The organism is Streptomyces sp. NPDC058691 (genome assembly GCF_042714775.1).
GTDB lineage: Bacteria > Actinomycetota > Actinomycetes > Streptomycetales > Streptomycetaceae > Actinacidiphila.
Genome location: NZ_JBHXSO010000002.1, coordinates 176862 through 194579, shown reverse-complemented (window position 1 = coordinate 194579; position 17718 = coordinate 176862). Strand labels below are relative to the sequence as shown.

Sequence of the window (17718 nt, the reverse complement as noted above, 5' to 3'; positions counted from 1 at the left end):
TCTCTCTTCTTTTGTGGGGTTTGGGGGGGTTTTTTTTTTTTTCACCCCGCCGGGGGGGGGGGGGGGGGGGGGGCCGCGGCGGCCGCCCCCCGGGGCCGGGGTGCCGGGTGGGGTCATCCCACTCTCACCGCCTTGGAGACGGTGCTGCCGTTGCCGTAACCGGACCGCTTCGCGGTGACCAGGACGGAGATCAGGTGCTTGCGGTCGGACTTGGTCAGGACGTACGACGAGTGCGTGGCGCCCTTGATGGTGTGGCCGTCACGCCGCCAGACGTAGCTGTAGGAGGTGCCCGACGGCTTCCAGGTGCCGACCTTGGCGGTGACGCGCTTGCCGACCTTGGCGGTGCCGGAGACCGAGGGCTTGGTGACGTTCTTGAGGGCCGGGCCGACGCCCACGGTCAGCGCGGGGCTGGTGGCCGTGGTCTTGCCCGTGCTGTTGGCCCCGGTCGGACGGCAGGAGATCTTGTGCTTGTAGTCCGTGGAGGTCAGGCCCAGGGTCTTGGCGGTCTTGCCGGAGACCGTCTTGCCGTCCTTCAGCCACGCGTAGGTCACCGAGGTGGCGCCGCCGAAGGTCACGGAGCAGGTGACGGTCGAGGCGACCTTGACGGTGCCGGTCACCTTGGGGGCCGTCACGACCGTCGGGGGCTTGATCTTGACGGTGTAGGACAGGGCCGCCGAGGTGGACGGCCCGTACGCCACCGTGTCGGCGGGGGTGAAGGCGGCCTTCAGCGAGTGGGTGCCCGCCTTGAGGGCGCTGGTGCTCAGGGACGCCGTGCCGGACGCCACGGTGACCGGAGAGCCGATCTGCGTCGCGCCGTCGAGGAAGCGGACGGAACCGGCGGCCCCGGCCGGGGCGACGGTGGCGGTCAGCTTCACGGCGGAGCCCTCGACGACCGGGCTCGCCGGGGAGGCGGCCAGGGTGGTCGTGGTGGCGGCCTGGGGCGGGGTGCTCTGGTACGTGGTGTTGGAGGTGAACCAGATCGGCGCGGTGAAGTCGCCGTAGGTGGTTTCGCCGAAGGGCCTGCGGCAGGTCACGGTGAAGTCGTAGCGGCCCTGCAGCGTCGTGATGCCCGCCTCGTTGGCGTAGTCGCGCATCGTCTCGCTCAGGGGCACCTCGAAGCCCTCGGACGTCGGGTTGTAGATGTCTATCGGCGAGTTGCCCACGAGGTTCTGGCCCTCTGCGGGGAAACCGGCGCCCTTCACCCAAAGGATGATGTTGGTCGCGGGCTCCGGGCAGAGGCCGTGGGTCTTCACGGACATGAGAGCGGTGTCGGACCCGGTGGCCGGGGTCACCGTCATCGTTCCCAGGACCTCGGCGCCGGCACCCGAGGTGCCGAGGACGAGCGCGCCCGCGGCGAGCAGGGTGGCGACACCGGCCGACAGGCAGCGGCGTGCGGTGGTGGACATCATGGTCGTCTCCGGCCTCAGTCGTTCGGGGTGTCGTGGAAGGTGAGCAGTCCGCGCCGGCGCGCGATCCGCACCGCGGCGAATCCGGCCGCGACCAGGGCGGCGGCGGTGCCGCCGAGAATGGCCGCGTTGGCGCCGGTGGCCGCGAGGGCGCCGCCGCCCGAACCGCCGCCGCTCACGTCGGTGGAGATGCCCTCGGTGCCGCCGTCCGCGGAACCCCCGTCCGTGGAACCGCCGTCCGCGGAGCCGTCGGTCGGGGTGGTGGTGTCGGTCGGCTCGCCGGTGTCGGTGGGCTCGCCGGTGTCCGTGGGCTCCGGGGTGTCGGTCGGCTCCGAGGTGTCGGTCGGAGTCGCCGTGTCCGTCGGCGTGGTGGTCGGCGTCGTGCTGGGCGTCGTGCTCGGCGTGGTGCTCGGGGTCGTGCTGGGCGTCGTGCTCGGACCGGCCGGGTCGTTGGCCTGGTACGTGGTGTTGGAGGTGAACCAGATCGGCGCGGTGAAGTCGCCGTAGGTGGTGTCGCCGAAGGGCCTGCGGCAGGTCACAAAGAAGTCGTAGCGACCCTGCAGCGTCGTGATGCCCGCCTCGTTGGCGTAATCGCGCATCGTCTCGCTCAGGGGCACCTCGAAGCCCTCGGACGTCGGGTTGTAGATGTCTATCGGCGAGTTGCCCACGAGGTTCTGGCCCTCGGCGGGGAAGCCGGCGCCCTTCACCCAAAGGATGATGTTGGTCGCGGCCTCCGGGCACAGGCCGTCGGTCTTCAGGGACATGAGCGCGGTGTCGGACCCGGTGGCCGGGGTCACCGTCATCGTTCCCAGGACCTCGGCGTGGGCGGTGGTGGCGCCCAGCAGGCCCACAGCGCCCCCGGCGAGTACCAGGGCCCCGAGGCCGGCCGCTGCCGTCCGGGACAGGCTTCTGATCGGCACGATCTTCTCTCCTCTTGCGTAGAGCTTCCGATGTGGTGACAGGCGCTCAGTCGTCCGAACCGGCGCGGGCGGCGCGGCCCTTGCGGCCGCGCGCCCACTGGGTCGCACCGGCGGCGACCACCAGGAAGGCGACGACGAAGCCCGCGAGCGACCAGGCGACGAGCGCGGAGTGCGAGCCGGATGTGTCCGCCGCGGCGACCAGAGGGGCGTCGGAGGTGCCGCCCTGAGCGTTCGACACCGCGGAGCCGGCCGGCGCGCCGCTCGGCGCGCCCGTGCTCTGGCCGGCGGGGGCGGCGGGGGCCGACGGTCCGCCCTGGCCCGTGCCGCCCTGCATGCCCTGCACCTCCTGGCCGCCGCCGGGCGTGCCCGCGGCGGGGTTCTCGGGCTTGGCCTGCGTGCCGTCGCGGTAGGTGTCCCTGGAGACGAAGCGCACCGACCCGGTGAAGTCCCGCAGGCCCTTCTCGTCGAAGGGCGCCTTGAGGCAGGTCGCCGTGAAGGTGTAAGTGCCGTGCAGGGCGCGGAAGCCGGCCGTGGCGGCGTAGTCCTGCATGGTGAACGTGAGCGGGATCGCCAGGCCGCCGCCGGGCCCCTGCGGGTACGTGGTGAGCGGGGCGTTGCCGACGACGTTCTGGCCGTCCTTGGGGAAGCCGGCTCCGTGCACCCGGACGATGACGTACGTGGCGGCCGCCGGGCAGGGGGCGGCCGCGGTGAGCGTGATCGGCTGTGTGGCGACGCCGCGGGCCGGCGTGACCGTGAGGCCGCCGGGCGCGGCCGCGGCGGCGCTCGGGGCGCCCGCCCAGCTCACCATCGCGGCCAGCACCATGGCCACCGGCGCGGCGGCCTTCGCCGTGGGCGTCCGCTTGGTCTTGCCGGACTTGGTGCTGACGGGACCCCGCACCGCGGCGGTCGGGCCCGGACGGCGGCGGCGCCGGCGGCGGATCCAGGCGACCAGGACGGTGCCGGCGACGGCCAGCACGACGGCCGCCCAGATCCACGGCACGGCCCAGAAGCCCTGGGTGCGGGTCACGCGGGGCAGGATGGGGTGCTTGATGTCGCCGCGCACGGAGACCGGGTCGATCTGCACGGTCGCGGTGCCGCGCACCGTGGGCAGGACGCCGGTGGCCTTGGCGGTGAACCGCAGCGAGGTACCGGGCAGCAGCTCCGCCATGTCGTGCACGCCGGAGATCTTGGCGGTGCCGCCGAACAGGTCGCGGACCCGCACGATCTGACGGGCACCCAGCCGCACGTTCCCGATGTTGCGCACGGTGTACGTGACGGTGGCGGAGCCGGTCCCGAAGGGGTTGGCCGTGCCGTGGTAGCTGGTGTGCACGCCCTCCACGGTCAGCTGCGGCTTGAGCTCGCCGGCCACGCGTACGTAGACACGGGCGCCGACCCGCTGGTCGACCTTGACCCGGTCGCCCTTCTTGTCGGTGCGGACCCCCGCCAGCGACGCGACGATGCCGGCGACGTGGTCGCCGGGGGTCACGGTGGCCGGGACGGTCAGGGTGAAGGGGACGATGACCCGCGAGCGGCGCGGAATGGTCACCCGGGTCTTGCCGATCTTCACCCACGATCCGGCGTCCTTGGACTTGGCGCCGCCCGCGAGCAGGTCGAAGCCGCCCTCGGCGGTGTTGATGGCGTCGGCGGCGTACACGCTCACCGTGAGCGGATCGTTGCCGTAGTTCCACACGGCGATGTGGTCGCGCACGGCGGCGCCCGGGGTCACGCCGTACGAGAAGTTCGGCCGGGCGTCGGGCTTCTTCGCGGACGAAGGCTGGACGCCGAAGGTGGTGCGCCCGTGGGGGTCCGCGGCCGGCCGTGCGTGGGACGGCTGTGCGGGGGCGGCCGAAGCGGCTTCGGCGGCCGGGAGGACGGCGAGGAGGCAGGCGGCCAGGACGGCGGCCAGCCGGCGGGCGGAACGAGTGATCATGTCAGGTCGTCCGTTCGGGCGCGGGCAGTACGGGAGGAGTGAGGGCGGCCGGAGGCCGGGACGGGCATCGCTGCCCGTCCCGGCCCGGGGGCGGCCCCGGGGGGCGGCACCGCCCCATGACCATCTGCCAGCTCAGATGGCCGTCAGGGTGAGGGTCGCGGTGTAGGTGCCGGCCACGGTCGAGGTCGGAGCGTTCAGGGCGAGGTCCGCCCCGAAGTGCGCCGTGCCGAGACCGGTGCCGATCGCCAGCGAGCGGGAGGACTTCAGACCCGCCGTACCCGCGTCCTCGGGAGAGGCACCGTGCGCCGGGTCGACCGCGGAACCGGCCGTCACGGACTGCGCCGGGGAGTGGTCGATGACGTTCGGGGTCCAGCCGAGGTTCTGGCCGTTGATGGCGTGGGTGCCGCCGTCGGAGAAGTCGGTCACCTGGCCGCTGGCGGACCAGCCCGGGTTGCCGGCGCGGGTGTCGGTCAGCGTGACCGGGTTGATCTTGCCCGCGGTGGCGAGCAGGTCACCGTCGGCGTTGAGCACCGGCGACGGCAGCGTGACGTGCGGGTTGTCCACGCTGATGACCAGCGCACCGGACTCGACGGTGGTGGTGATGTCCTCGGAGGCGGAGACACCGCTGAAGGCACCGATCACGTAGGGGATCGCGCCGGAGTCCGAACCGAGGTAGTCCGCCGTGTCGGCCGGGACGAAGGTCGCCGAGAAGGCGTGGTCGCCCTTGGGCAGGCTGCTGGTGGTGAAGGAGGCCTCGCCACCGTTGACCGGCACCGTGGCCAGCGTGGAGGTGGTGCCGCCCACGGTGTCCTGGAACTTCACCGAGCCGGCCGCGGCGGCGGGCGCCACCGTGGCGCTCAGCTTGACCGGGCTGAACTGCGGCGCCGTGCCGGACGGGGAGACCGCCAGCGAGGTGGTGGTGGACGTCGCCGGGGCGGCGTTCACCTGGTAGTCGACCGCCGAGGAGTGCGACGCGGCGTAGGCCGTGTCCGACGGGGTGAACTCGGCCGTCAGCGAGTGGCTGCCCGAGGACAGGTTGCTCGTGGTGAGGGTCGCGGTGCCGCCCGTCACGGACTTCGGGGTGCCGAGGGCGGCGCCGTTGTCCTTGAACTGCACCTCGCCCGCCACGCCGGCCGGGCCGACGGTCGCGGTCAGGGTGACCGGGGTGCCGGCGGTGGCCGGGCTGGACGGGGAGACCGCCAGCGCGGTGGTCGTGTCCGTCTTCACGTCCGGGTCGGTGCTCTGGTACGTCGTGTTGGACGTGAACCAGATCGACCCGGTGAAGTCACCGTAGGTCGTGTCACCGAAGGGCTTGCGGCAGGTGACGGTGAAGGAGTACTCGCCCTGAAGCGTGCTGAAGCCCGCCTCGTTGGCGTAGTCGCGCATCGTCTCGGTCAGAGGCACCTCGAAGCCGCCCTCGGGCGTCGTCGGGTAGATGGCGACCTCGGAGTTGCCGACGACGTTCTGGCCCTCGGCGGGGAAGCCCTCGCCCTTCACCGACATGATGATGTTGGTGGCCGGCTCCGGGCAGGAACCGTTGGTGATGAAGCTCATGCTCTGGGTGTCGAAGCCGCGCGCGGGCGCGGCCGTGAGGCTACCTATCTCTTCGGCGTGCGCCGCGGGGGCTACCAGCAGCCCGGCCGTCAGCACGGCCACCGTGCCCGCGAGACCGCCCGCCAGGGCTCGCGAGATCTTGTTCTTCAACACAGTCGTGCTCTCCCTCTGGGAAGGATGAGAAAGTGGCGAAAGCGATGGTTCGGACATCCATGGGGGGATGAGAAGCGACCGCGTCAGGGGGTCTGCTTGCTGGTGTCACCGCAGTTCGCGTTGGCCGCGAAGCCGTAGGTGTTGATCACGCTGGTCTGCTGGCAGACGAGCGAGTTCGACCCGACGAACACGGTGCTCCAGGGCGCCGTGCCGATCTTGCTGGTCGGGATGACGTTGTAGACGTCGCGCTTCACACCGAAGTTGGTGTTGAGCACGGTCGGGGCGAGCCCGTCGATGGTGCCCAGGATCGCCCGGCCGCGCAGGTCGGCGACGGTCTGCGACGACTGCGAGTTGTACTGGGCGATGGAGAACGGAACGATCGACTTGTCGTCGAGCACACGACCGTCGTGCTCCTGCACCGGGGCGCCGGCCTTGGTGTCCTTGATGCAGGGGTAGACGCCGGCGACCACGTCGGCCTCGGTGATGCCGACCTGGGACTCCCAGAAGGAACGGGTGCCCGAACCCGCCTGCGGCAGGAGCGCCGTCAGCTTGAAGTTCGGGGCGGTGCCCACGAAGTCCTTGTCACAGTGGTAGATCGCCTTGAGGTCGGCCAGGCCGAGCTTGCGCGGCACGGTGCTGCTGGGGGTGATCGCGTAGCTCACACCGTCCACGGCGAACGGCACGTAGGTCAGACCCGGGTTCGCGGCGGTCAGCGTGAGGCTGGAGGAGCGCGCGAAGTCCAGGCAGCCGTTGCCGGCCTGCAGCGAGGTCAGCAGGGTGGAGCGGCCGGCGCCGGAACCGTTCGGGCGGGGAAGGGTGCAGCCCGGGGTCGTGGCGGGGTCCTTGGTCGTGATGTTCGCGGTGCCGGTGGCGTTGTACGAGCCGATGACCTTGACACCGTTGATGGTGACGGCGTTGGCGATGCCGTTCATCACGTCCTGGGTGGTGTCGGAGCCCACACCGGACAGCTGGCGGAAGGCCGGCGAGCCGGACGGGTCGGCAACGGCGACACTGCCGCAGATGGTGCCGGTGAGAAGGCCGGCGGCACCGATGGCCGCGACGACGATCTTTCGGATGTTCACTTGACATTACCTCTCGGCTAGGCTTGTGCCGGGTGATGCCCGGCGCGATGGTTCAGACAGTTCGTTGGCGCGGACCTGTCGATGAGTTGAGTGCGGGCATCACCCCTTTCCTTGGGGCGGGTTCGGGCCACCCCTCGTGAGCAGGGCCCGGACACCGGTCGCGGCCCTCGGTGCCAATCTCGGCAGCAGGGGGCCGCAGACGGCCGCGACAAGGCCGGCCACGAGGGCGATCAGGAGGGCGAAGCGCGTAGCGCCGAGCGCCCAGTCGGGTGTGGGCGGCAGCGGACTGCCGGCGGCCACCGGAGCGACCGAGGGAGGCGCGCCGGAGGGCGCGGCGGGCGCCGAGGGCGCCGGCGAAGCGGACGGAGTGGCGCTGTCCACGGGGGTTCCCGGCACGCCGGCGCCGCCGTCACCGCCGCCGTCACCGCCGCCGGACCCGGATGTGCCCCCGCTCCCGCCGTTGCCGCCCGTGCTCCCGCCGGTACCGCTGCCGGGGTCGGGATCGGGGGTCGTGGCGCCCGACCTGGAGACGATCTCGGAGGCCACCTTCAGGGTCTGGGAACGCAGGGCCTGCGGCAGCGGAGCGTAGCCGTCCGGCAGCGTGCCGGCGGAGACACCCGGGCGCTGGCCCGAACCGGCCGCGTACCGCAGCAGTTCGGCGTACTCCCGGCCTTCCGCCTTCCCGAGCTTCTCGGGCACGGTGGCCGCGTAGTTGAGCAGCGGGATCGGGTAGGCCGCCGGGTCCTTGGAGGCCGGGTCGTTCTCCAGCACGCCGGTGACACTGCTGGGCTTCATCGCCTTCTGCGCCGCCAGGAGGGACTCGGTGGTCGGCGCCACGAATCGGCCCGCGGCGTTCTGCAGGGCGGCGGTCACCAGCCCGTAGCGGTGCGCGGTCGCGGTGTCGGTCACCGCGAGGACGGCCCGCTGACCCGTGGACTGCGGGAAGTCCTTCTTGTAGGCGGGCGGGTGGGTGGTCCCGTCCCAGGTCGTGCGGGCCAGGGTGTCGCCGCGCGCGGCGGCGCGGGCGCCGGCGTGCATGTCGGTGGCGTAAGGGTGCTTGTCCTGGATGCACAGGGGGTTGTCCGGGTGGTCGGCGAACTCCTGGCAGAAGGGGTCGCTCTTGGGGAAGTCGCTGATGGGCAACTTGATCCCCTTGTAGTGCGGGTTGACGGTCATCCCGGAGAAGCCCGGTTCGCCGTGGGCGCCGGTGTTGTCGGCGGTGCCGTCCAGGAACTCCCGGGCGGCCGGGTCCTGCTCCACCCAGTTCCACAACTGCCACGTGGCGTCGGAGAGCGGCTCGGCCACGAGGGCGTCGCCGAGCGCGCTGACGAAGTCGAGGTCGGCGTAGTCAGGGTTGTACTTCTGGAACTCCGGGTCGACGGCCAGGTTGACGGGGTTGTTCTTGGTGCTCTCCGCCAGGCGGGAGTTGCCGTTCTGGTAGGACTCGGTGAGGAGTTTGGCGACCAGCCGGGGGGTGAGATTCAGCGAGGTGAGCCGGGTTCCGTTGCGGGCCTTGACTTCCGCGGGGGCACTGGTGCCCGCCTGGCTCTCGATGAAGTAGCCGAAGGTCAGCCCCGACAGGGCCACCGGCGCGTAGACCGGCCGCTGGTCCGCGGGGACCTGGTCGCCGGTCGGCGGACGGTTGAGGAAGACCATGCCGGGCTTGCCGGACACCAGCTTGGCGCGGGCCGTGTCATCGGTGATCTGCGCGTAGCCGTAGATGGTCTTGGAGCCGCTCTGGCACAGCGTGGGCTGCCAGCGCACGATCGCCTCGGCGACGGCCTCGCCGCCGAGCGTGCCGCGCTCGTCGGCGCCGATGGGGCAGAAGTTGCCGATCGACTCGAACTTCAGCGGGACGACGATGCGCTGCTTCCAGTTGGTCGCGCTGAGCGGCGAGGACTGCAGCAGGCCGCTGGACTGGGCGAGGTACCCGCTGCCGTCCACCTCGGTCTCGCCGCGCGGCACGACGACCAGCCAGCAGCTGCGGCCGGTGGCGGCGGTGTGGCCTTCGGGGACTTCGCCGCAGCCGAGGCCGGGGGCCTCCAGCGCGGTCTGGGTCTCGAAGAAGACCTCGCCCGTGCCGCTCGGGCCGCTGCGGGCGTAGGGAATCTCGTTCGAGGTGCTGACGTCGTAGAAATCGTTCCAGTTCCCGGGCAGGCTCGGATCGCCGGTCACCGAGTGGAAGGGAACGTAGTAGTTGCCCGACTCGGTCGGCGGTGGCATCTGCTGATCGGGGTCCTTGAGCAGCGCGCCGTAGTTGAGCTGGCGGGTGTTGGTGTACGCGCCGGCGGTCTGGTTGCCCGTCCCGGCGCCGAGCGCGGAGGAGCCGCCGAACTGGCACTGCTCGGGGTCCGGCCCGGTGGACGCGTCGCCCCAGCACTGCATGATCTGCAGGTAGTCGGCCGCGTAGTTGGTGTCCGAGATCGTCGGGGTGGCGCCCGTCCAGGAGACCTTGACCACCTGGTTGACGAGGTCCTTGGTCTGGCTGACCGTCACCTTGAGGTCGGCGAAGGCGTCATGGCCGGAGACCGTCACCTGCGACCCGGACCCCGCGGCCGCCATCGGGACGGAGGCCGGGGCCGCGGCCCCGGTGAGCGCCAGGGCGAGCACCGCGAGCAGACCGGCCAGCGGCCGGCGGAAGGCGGTCATGACCGCCCCTTGCGGCCGAGGCGGGAGTTGAGCAGCGGCGGCACGATGGTGAGGGCCAGCAGCAGCACCGCGGCCAGGACCATCAGGGTCGTCTGCGTCCCGTTACCGATGTCGCTCGCGGTCGTCACGGGCATCGGATACGCGCCGTTGCCGCCGTCGGCCGCGGCCGCGCCGTTGTCGATCACCTGACCGGTGTCCGGGTCGCGCGAGGGCGAGGCGCTGCCGCCGCCCGTCGCGCCGCCGGCGCCGCCCGTGTCACCGCCGCCGGTGCCGGACGTGCCCCCGCTGCCACCACTGCCGCCACTGCCGCCCGTGCCACCGGAGCTGCCACTGCCGCCGGAGCCGCCGGAGCCACCGGAGCCGCTTCCACCACCGCTGCCGCTCGTGCCACCCGATCCGCCGGAGCCACCGGAACCGCCGACGTTGGTCGGGGTCTTCGCGCCGCCGGTGCCGGTGGCGCACTGCGTCGCGCCCTTCTTGTCACAAGCGGGCGGGTACGGGGCGGTCTTGGCGAGGGTGTTGGTGCCGTTGGTGGAGAAGGTGGGATTGTGGCAATTCTTGATGTCGATCGACTCGACGCTGACGCCGGGGATCTTGCGGACCTGCTTCAGACCGGCCTTGACGAGGTTGATCGGCAGCGGCGAGTAGCCGAGGTCGGCGACGCTCTGCTGGCCCTGGCAGAGGAAGTAGTACGCGAAGGCCCCGAGCGTCTTGCCCTTCTGGGCGTTGAACTTGTACTCGATCCCGGTCGGAATGATCATGTAGCTGTAGCTCGACAGCGGATAGGTGCGCCGGTCGCCATCGGTGTAGACCTGGTCGAGTCTCTGCGTGAGGTCCGGGTTGATCTGCGCCTGAAGCAGTGCCACCGCGACGTTGGTGGCCTTCGGCTCGACGTAGTAGCCCGCCGCGTTGAGCACCTTCACCACCGGGAAGCCGGTGGTGTACACGGCGTACGAGTACTCGACATAGGTGATCGTGCCGACGTTGCCCCCCTGGGCGACGTAGCCGGAGACTCCGTTGGAGCCCGCCTGGGCGACGAAACGGCTGCCGGGCACCAGGGGGAAGTTGGAGGTCTGCCCGCAGGGGGTGCTGCGGCCGGCCTTGCGGCAGTAGTCGTCCCACAGCGAGCCGTACCGCTTGGCCATCCAGGTCGTGAACTGCGCCGTGGTGCCGGATCCGTCGGAGCGGACCACCGGGACGACGGGGAGCGCGGGAAGGGCCCTGGCCAGCGCGGGGTTGTCGGCCTTGATCGCCGGGTCGTTCCAGGTCTTGATGACCCCGGTGAAGATCTTGGTGATGACGTCGCCGGACAGCCGCAGATTGGTGACCCGGCGGCCACCGATCTTGAGGTTGTACATGAAGGAGGTGCCGCCCGCCACGATGGGCATGTAGGCGTACTTGCGCGAGGGCGGCGGGTCGACGACGCCGGAGTCCTTGATGCCGTAGGGGATCTCGGAGACGCCGTAGTCCACCGTGCCGTTGCGGTACTGGTTGCGGCCGTCCGAGGAGCCGGTGCCGTTGTAGTTCACCGTCATGCCGTACTGCTTGACGTTGGCCCGCCACTGGTCGAGCGCGTTCTGGCTCCAGGTGGATCCGGCGCCCGAGATCGGGACGTACGTCACGGCGGCGGCGTTGTCGGGCGTCGGCAGCACGGCCGTGAACAGCAGGGCGGCCAGCAGCGCGAGGAGTCTCACGGCTCGGGAACGGGAACGTGCGGGCGGTGCCGGACGGGCTCCGGACATGACGGGCGGCTCCTGATCGGTACGGGTGGTGCGGTCTGGGCGGCGGGGTGTCACAAGTCGGCCGCATCGGGATCGGTGGGAGCGGCGGCGGGCTCCGGGGCCGGCGGCCGGCGGGCACTCATGCGCGCCACGTCCCGCTGGGAGGCCAGCACGCGCCGGTGCTGCTGACCGCGGCTCAGCTCACCCGGGCCGCGGCCGCCGATGGCGCGGGCCAGGACGAAGAGGAAGACGACCAGGGCCATCAGCAGCGCCGCGGCACCGAATCCGCGGGCGATCAGGTTCGGCTGGGGCGACCCGACGAGCGAGAAGGTCGCCAGCGGCAGCGAGATCTGCGCGTCCTTCAGCGGGTTGGTGTTGAGGCTGGCGGTGAACCCGGCGGTCAGCAGCACCGGCGAGGTCTCGCCGATACCGCGGGCGGTGCCGAGGATCACCGCGGTGGTGAGGCCGGACCGCGCGGTCGGCAGCACCACGGTCCACACCGTGCGCCACTGGCCGGCCCCGAGCGCGTACGACGCCTCGCGCAGCGAGCTCGGCACCAGCCGGATGACCACGTCGGCGGCGCGGATGATGATCGGGAGCATCATCACGCTCAGCGCGAGCGCGGCGGCGAAGCCGGACTTCTCCAGGCCGAGGATGAGGATGACGGTGGCGTAGATGAACAGGCCGGCGACGATCGAGGGCAGGGCCGTCATCGCCTCCACGATGGTCCGCACGAAGCGCGCGTAACCGCCCGGCACCTCGTTGAGGAACACCGCGCAGGCAAGGCCGAGCGGCACCGTGATGGCCAGGGCGATCGTGATCTGCTCCAGGGTGCCGACGATGGCGTGCAGCACACCGCCCTGGGTGAGCGGCTCGAGCGGACCGGTTTCGGACAGGTCCTCGGTGAAGAACTTCGGGTGCACCAGGGCCCGGTGGCCGCGCCACAGGGTGTAGCAGACCACGAAGACCAGCGCGGCCAGGAGCAGCAGGGCCAGGCTCTGCCACACCACCGCCGCCACCCGGTCCCGTACCGCCGCGGCGTTCTGGTCGAAGGAGACGAGCACGGCGTACAGGGCGAGGAAGCACACGTACGTGACGGCCACGAAACCCAGAAGGGAATCGAAGGGGGCGACCCAGAAGAACAGCAGCGAGGTCAGGGCCACCGCGCCGACGAGCGCTCCGGCCAGCGCCAGCAGGTCGGTCAGATGCACGCCGGAGGTGTTGCGCCGGATCTCGGCGGGCTCGTCGGAGCGAGCGGCCGGGGCCGTCCGCTCCTTGGTGAGGAGGTCGCTCATCTCAGGCCTCCACCCCCGCGCCGGAGCGACTGCGCGCCACGATCGAGGAGGCGATGAAGTTGACGACCAGCGTCATGAGGAACAGGGCCAGGCCGGCGGCCATGAGGGCCGACATGCCGAAGGTGCTCGCCGAGCCGTAGCGCAGGGCGATCAGCGCCGAGACGGAGTTGGCGCCGTTCTGCAGGATGTGCGGCTGAATGGCGAAGACCGGGGAGATGATCATGTACACCGCGATCGTCTCGCCCAGGGCCCGGCCGAGGCCGAGCATCGTGCCGCCGATGATGCCGCCGAGCCCGAAGGGCAGGACGACGGTGCGCACCATGCCCCATTTGGTCGCGCCGAGCGCGTACGCGCCCTCCCGCTCGCCCACGGGTGCCTGGGAGAAGGCCTCCCGCATCACCGAGCAGGCGATCGGCGTCACCATCAGCGCCACGACCATCCCGGCGATGAAGGTGGAGGACGTGAAGACCGTGGCCGAAGCCAGCGGGTCTTCGAGCTTGGTCCGCACCTTGAAGATCGGGATCCAGCCGAAGTACGTGGCCAGCCACCGGGACAGTCCGACGACGTGGGCCTGGAGGAAGAAGGCCCCCCACAGGCCGTACACCACGCTCGGCACGGCCGCCATGAGGTCCACGAGGCTGATGAGCGTGCGCCGCAAGCGGCGCGGCGCGTACTCGGAGATGTACAGCGCGGTGCCCACCGCCAGCGGCAGCGCGAAGGCGATCGCCGTCAGGCCGATCAGCACCGTGCCGGTGAGCACGGCCGCGATGCCGAAGTGATGGGAATCCGGCTCCCAGGCCGCCGTGGTGAGGAACGAGAAGCCGGCGACACTGAGCGCCTGCCACGCCCGGTAGGTGAGGAAGACGCCGACCAGCAGCATGATGACGAGCACCGTGGCGCCGCTCCCCCGCGCCACGGTGCGGAAGGCGAGGTCGGCGGGCTCGGCACTGCCGCGGATGTCACGGGGTGCGTCGTCCGTCGGGTCGGGACGGGGCTCGGGCCGGCGCCCGAATCCGGGAATCGCGAGGGTCATCGGATCCCCGCCCCGGCGCGCAGCCCGGTGGGCGGCGTGGTGTCCCGCGGACCCCGGGCGACCTGACGGTCGCGGGCGTCGCGGCTGTCACGGCTGTCACGGGCGTCACGGCTGTCACGGGCGTCACGGCTGTCACGGGCGTCACGGCTGTCACGGGCGTCGTCGGAGTCTTCTCGCGTAGACCCCGGCTGAGCTGCGGCACGCAGACCACGCAGCCGCGGCCGGTGGGCCGTCCCCTCGGTCATCTCCGCGACCGTGACAGCCGCCAGGAACAGGCCCAGGTTCTGCTGGCACTCACGCTGGCGCTGGTAGGTACGGCCGGACACGGCGACGTCCTTGCCGCCGAGCGTGACCCGCCACGTCCAGGCGCTGCCGGCATCGGCCATCGCCAGCTGCGCGCGGACCTGCCCGATGTGCTCGCGAAGCCGGAGCACGGCGGCCTGACACTCGGTCAGGGAACCGTACACGCGGGCGCTGCGGCCCAGTTCACGGTTGTTGGCGCCGACCAGGCGCCAGCCGACCGCGGCAGCGCGGTCCTCGGAATGCTCCGGCCGCTCGGGCCGGTCCTGTCTCTCGGGTCTTGCCGGTCTTTCGGGTCTATCGGGTCTATCGGGTCTTTCGGGTCTTTCAGGTCTCGCGGTACGCGGTGACCCCTCCGGGGAGAGGCCCGGGTCTCCCGGATTCCCCGAACGCACATGCTGCGCCCCTGGCAGGTACCTGCCATCCCCCTGGGCCAACATGTACAGAACGCGCGGCCGGACCATAGGGCCGACCTCCCTCCCCTTTGTGTTTCGCGCAACAGGCCGAAATACATCCCCAAGCGGTCCTGACAGTCGCGGCACATGAGGGGGTTGCGTTCAAGGACGAGCGAACGCCGAACGGATGGAAAATGAACGAGACGTGCAGATCCACGCAAGGTGATGATGATCAAGGCCGCAGTGACGCTCCGCTCTTTCAGCCACGGCATGGCGCAGGGGATCTCGCGCAGAAGCGGTAGACATCGAGCGGCACTTGCATCAGAACAGTCGTCAACAGTGCTCATGGGGACGACAGTTGAGACCAGAGGCGCGGGATCACGCCAGTAGGCACCGGCCGCGCGGCGCGCATGCGGAACCTGTTCAGAGGACGTTTCTCGCCAGTTCGCCGACCGCCGCGAGGCGTTCACGCCGCGGTCCGGCACATTTCCCGGCCCGGTCCGTCAGCCGTCCCATCCGGCGCCGCGGAGCATGATCCGGCGCGCGCCGAAACACCGCCGGCGCGCCATCCGGACGGAATACCCGCGGCTCCCGGCCGCGGGTCCGCAATGCGAAACGGAGTCACCGGCGTCGAAAAGGCCGGCGAGAATGGCCGCCTTGGCCATTCCCTCCGGCGGCGTGTCAGTTCGCCGGGGTACGGCCCACTTCGACCACCTTGCAGGTGATCTCGCCCACCGCCGGTTCGGATCCCTGTGCGCTCTCCTCCGCGGACTCCCCCGCGGCCAGTCCCGTGGTCGTCGCCACGCCCTGGGCGATCCGCGTCCCCGACGCGTCACTGAAGTCCACGCGCACCTGGTAGTCGGCGGCCCCCTTCCCGCGGTTGGTGATGGTCACCTCGGCGTCGGGCGACTTGGTGAAGTCCGCGAGCCCGCAGGAGGTGACTTTCACGTCGGCCTTGAACTGCTCCTGCGCGATGGCGTCCTGCGTCGGGGAGGTGCTCGCCGCCGGGGCGTTTCCGCCGGACTTCCCGTCGTCGCCGGTGTGGAGCGCGAAGGCGACGCTGCCGGCTATCACGACGAGGATGGCGACGATGCCGAAGCCGAGTATCTTCCCGGCACCCGGCTTCTTCGGCGGCTGGACCCAGCCGGGTCCTTGGGACGGGTGCGAACCCGGTGGTTGCGTGTGCGACGACTGTGTCACAGGAGCCCCCTGAGGCTTGAGTGTGGGGGACACCGTGACACCACCCTCACGGTCCGCGCAGACATGCGAGCGGTCCGTGATGTTGCCGTGACCGATCCGGTACAGATCATTCCCCTGGTCCACACCAACTCACCGCCGGACGTTTCCCAAGGCACACTGGGGACCCGTGGCCGCGCGACGCCCGACCGGAGGAGCCATGTCCTCGTACGAGCAACTGGCGGTGCTGGCCGCGCTCCTGGACGAGGCGGTGGCCGCCCAGCCGGAGGCCGACCGCCTGGTGGCGGCATGCGGCGAGCCGGGCCCGGTACCCGCGGAAGTGGCCCGTGACGGCAGCCGGCAGGCGGCGTTGCTCCAGGGCATCGCCCAGCGGCTGCGGGAGCTGCCCGTCGGCCGGGAGCAGGTGGACGTGCGCGACGAGGCCGTCCGGCTGCTGACGTACGACCACTGGATGGTGCGTCAGGCGCTGAATCTGGCCTTCACCGGCAACGCCGACACCCGCACGGAGGCCGCCCGCCTGAGTCTCAACGGACTGGGCGCCCCCGCCGACCGGCTGCGGGCGCTGCGCGAACGGGTCCGAAGGGCGGCGGAGGCGGCGGCCGACCGCGGCACGGGGCCGGGCTGACCGGGCGGCCGGCTCCTCAAGCCCCGTGATGGATCAGGCGGGCGTGCGGATCGGGGAGGCCGGCCGCCGGGGCCGGATCGGGATGGACGAGGGCGGCGCTCAGCCGGGGAACGGCGTGCAGCAGGGCGTGCTCGGCGTCCACGGCGACCTGGTGGGCCGCTCGCAGGTCGAGCGAACCGTCCATGACGACGGCGACTTCCGCCCGCAGCCGGTGGCCGATCCAGCGCAACCGCAGTTCGGCGACGTCCAGGACACCGGGCCGGTCCCGCAGCGCACGCTCGGCGGCGTCGACGAGCGCGGGGTCGACGGCGTCCATGAGGCGGCCGAACACCTCGCGCGCCGCGTCGCGGAGCACGAGCAGGATGGCGGCGCCGATGAGCAGCCCGACAACCGGGTCGGCCCCGCGCCAGCCGAGCGCCGCGCCGCCCGCGCCGAGCAGCACGGCGAGCGAGGCGAAGCCGTCGGTGCGGGCGTGCAGCCCGTCCGCGACGAGCGCGGCGGAACCGATCCTGCGCCCGGTGCGGATGCGGTAGCGGGCCACCCATTCGTTGCCCGCGAATCCGGCGAGGCCCGCGGCGGCGACGGCCGGCAGATGGGAGACGTCCCGCGGGTCCAGCAGACGGTCGACCGCCTGGTACCCGGTGACGACGGCGGACGCCGCGATCGTGGCGATGATGACGATCCCCGCCAGGTCCTCGGCCCTGCCGTAGCCGTAGGTGAAGCGCCGGGTGGCGGCGCGGCGCCCGAGCAGGAACGCCAGGCCCAGCGGGAGGGCGGTCAGCGCGTCGGCGGCGTTGTGCACGGTGTCGCCGAGCAGGGCGACCGATCCGGACAGCACGACGACGGCCGCCTGCGCGGCGGCGGTGGCGCCGAGGACCGCGAGGGAGATCCACAGGGTACGGATGCCCTCGGCGGAGCCTTCGAGGGCGCGGTCGAGCTTGTCGGTGGCGGTGTGGGAGTGGCGGCGGGAGCGGGTGTGGCCGTGGCCGTGGTTGCGGTTGTGGTCATGGCCGTGACCGTGGTCGTGCGCCTGGCCGTGACCGTCCTGCGGGTGGGGGTGCCGGTGCTCGTCCATGCCTGCCATTATGTGCGTATGAGCGCACGCATGCACCTATCACCTGCACAGGATGCGCACCCGCGAGAGCCGGGCGCCGAGCAGTACGCCCTCGCCGCCGAGACGCTCGGGCTGCTCGCCGACCGCACCCGGCTCCGCCTGCTGCACGCGCTGGGGCGCCAGGAGGCGGACGTCGGCACGCTGACCGGGCTGTGCGGTGCGGCCCGCCCGGCCGTCAGCCAGCACCTGGCGAAACTGCGGCTGGCGGGACTGGTGACCGTGCGCAAGGAGGGCCGCCGCATGATCTACGGGCTGGCCGACGGGCATCTGCGCCGGGTGGTCGACGAGGCACTGAACCTCGCCGACCACCGCCTCAGCGGGGCACGGCCGCACGACTGACCCGG

General features: G+C 71.6%; 14 protein-coding genes. 2 read left to right on the top strand and 12 right to left on the bottom strand.

Going from position 1 to position 17718, the window contains the following annotated elements; translation table 11 throughout:
- Window positions 1–113 precede the first annotated feature (113 nt).
- From ACFWVC_RS02360 to ACFWVC_RS02310, 11 genes are all read right to left on the bottom strand, one after another.
- A complete protein-coding gene (locus ACFWVC_RS02360; protein ID WP_384274528.1) occupies window positions 114–1409 on the bottom strand; it encodes an Ig-like domain-containing protein in 1296 nt (431 codons plus the stop codon).
- 14 nt (window positions 1410–1423) lie between these two features.
- Window positions 1424–2326, bottom strand: coding sequence for a hypothetical protein (locus ACFWVC_RS02355; RefSeq protein WP_384274521.1), 903 nt, complete (start codon window positions 2324–2326; stop codon window positions 1424–1426).
- A 46-nt stretch (window positions 2327–2372) separates the two neighbouring features.
- Window positions 2373–4256: a hypothetical protein gene (locus ACFWVC_RS02350; protein WP_384274514.1), complete on the bottom strand. Its 1884-nt coding sequence runs from the start codon at window positions 4254–4256 to the stop codon at window positions 2373–2375.
- Between the two features lie 132 nt (window positions 4257–4388).
- Window positions 4389–5963, bottom strand: coding sequence for an Ig-like domain repeat protein (locus tag ACFWVC_RS02345; RefSeq protein WP_384274509.1), 1575 nt, complete (start codon window positions 5961–5963; stop codon window positions 4389–4391).
- 83 nt (window positions 5964–6046) lie between these two features.
- Window positions 6047–7045, bottom strand: coding sequence for a hypothetical protein (locus tag ACFWVC_RS02340; RefSeq protein WP_384274503.1), 999 nt, complete (start codon window positions 7043–7045; stop codon window positions 6047–6049).
- Between the two features lie 99 nt (window positions 7046–7144).
- On the bottom strand, window positions 7145–9694 hold the full coding sequence (locus ACFWVC_RS02335; RefSeq protein WP_384274495.1) for a hypothetical protein: 2550 nt from the start codon (window positions 9692–9694) through the stop codon (window positions 7145–7147).
- Window positions 9691–11388, bottom strand: a complete 1698-nt coding sequence (locus ACFWVC_RS02330; protein WP_384274487.1) for a phosphate ABC transporter substrate-binding protein PstS — start codon at window positions 11386–11388, stop codon at window positions 9691–9693. The genes ACFWVC_RS02335 and ACFWVC_RS02330 overlap by 4 nt, the downstream gene beginning before the upstream one ends.
- 98 nt (window positions 11389–11486) lie before the next feature.
- On the bottom strand, window positions 11487–12710 hold the full coding sequence (pstA, locus tag ACFWVC_RS02325; protein ID WP_384274481.1) for a phosphate ABC transporter permease PstA: 1224 nt from the start codon (window positions 12708–12710) through the stop codon (window positions 11487–11489).
- Window position 12711: 1 nt separating this feature from the next.
- Complete coding sequence (gene pstC / locus ACFWVC_RS02320) at window positions 12712–13743, bottom strand: phosphate ABC transporter permease subunit PstC (protein ID WP_384274476.1); 1032 nt, start codon at window positions 13741–13743, stop codon at window positions 12712–12714.
- Complete coding sequence (locus tag ACFWVC_RS02315; protein WP_384274470.1) at window positions 13740–14177, bottom strand: hypothetical protein; 438 nt, start codon at window positions 14175–14177, stop codon at window positions 13740–13742. The genes pstC and ACFWVC_RS02315 overlap by 4 nt, the downstream gene beginning before the upstream one ends.
- 942 nt (window positions 14178–15119) lie before the next feature.
- Complete coding sequence (locus ACFWVC_RS02310; RefSeq protein WP_384274465.1) at window positions 15120–15638, bottom strand: FxLYD domain-containing protein; 519 nt, start codon at window positions 15636–15638, stop codon at window positions 15120–15122.
- 196 nt (window positions 15639–15834) lie between these two features.
- On the opposite strand from ACFWVC_RS02310, the gene ACFWVC_RS02305 reads away from it, so the two are divergent.
- Entirely contained in the window at window positions 15835–16260 is a 426-nt protein-coding gene (locus tag ACFWVC_RS02305; RefSeq protein ID WP_384274457.1) for a hypothetical protein, read from the top strand.
- Between the two features lie 16 nt (window positions 16261–16276).
- On the opposite strand, the gene ACFWVC_RS02300 is transcribed toward ACFWVC_RS02305, so the two are convergent.
- Window positions 16277–17335 carry a cation diffusion facilitator family transporter gene (locus tag ACFWVC_RS02300; protein ID WP_384274453.1) on the bottom strand — a complete coding sequence of 353 codons (1059 nt, stop codon included), beginning with the start codon at window positions 17333–17335 and terminating at the stop codon, window positions 16277–16279.
- 18 nt (window positions 17336–17353) lie between these two features.
- Here ACFWVC_RS02300 and ACFWVC_RS02295 point away from each other — a divergent pair, with 18 nt between their 5' ends.
- The gene (locus ACFWVC_RS02295) at window positions 17354–17713 is read left to right on the top strand and encodes an ArsR/SmtB family transcription factor (protein WP_384274445.1); all 360 of its coding nucleotides are present in this window, start codon (window positions 17354–17356) and stop codon (window positions 17711–17713) included.
- Window positions 17714–17718 lie beyond the last annotated feature (5 nt).

What these genes read in the sequence shown, in the direction of transcription:
- ACFWVC_RS02360 (WP_384274528.1), bottom strand. Translation starts at nt 1,409, where the DNA reads ATGATGTCCACCACCGCACGCCGCTGCCTGTCGGCCGGTGTCGCCACC.
- ACFWVC_RS02350 (WP_384274514.1), bottom strand. Translation starts at nt 4,256, where the DNA reads ATGATCACTCGTTCCGCCCGCCGGCTGGCCGCCGTCCTGGCCGCCTGC.
- ACFWVC_RS02335 (WP_384274495.1), bottom strand. Translation starts at nt 9,694, where the DNA reads ATGACCGCCTTCCGCCGGCCGCTGGCCGGTCTGCTCGCGGTGCTCGCC.
- pstA (WP_384274481.1), bottom strand. Translation starts at nt 12,710, where the DNA reads ATGAGCGACCTCCTCACCAAGGAGCGGACGGCCCCGGCCGCTCGCTCC.
- pstC (WP_384274476.1), bottom strand. Translation starts at nt 13,743, where the DNA reads ATGACCCTCGCGATTCCCGGATTCGGGCGCCGGCCCGAGCCCCGTCCC.
- ACFWVC_RS02305 (WP_384274457.1), top strand. Translation starts at nt 15,835, where the DNA reads ATGTCCTCGTACGAGCAACTGGCGGTGCTGGCCGCGCTCCTGGACGAG.
- ACFWVC_RS02300 (WP_384274453.1), bottom strand. Translation starts at nt 17,335, where the DNA reads ATGGACGAGCACCGGCACCCCCACCCGCAGGACGGTCACGGCCAGGCG.
- ACFWVC_RS02295 (WP_384274445.1), top strand. Translation starts at nt 17,354, where the DNA reads ATGAGCGCACGCATGCACCTATCACCTGCACAGGATGCGCACCCGCGA.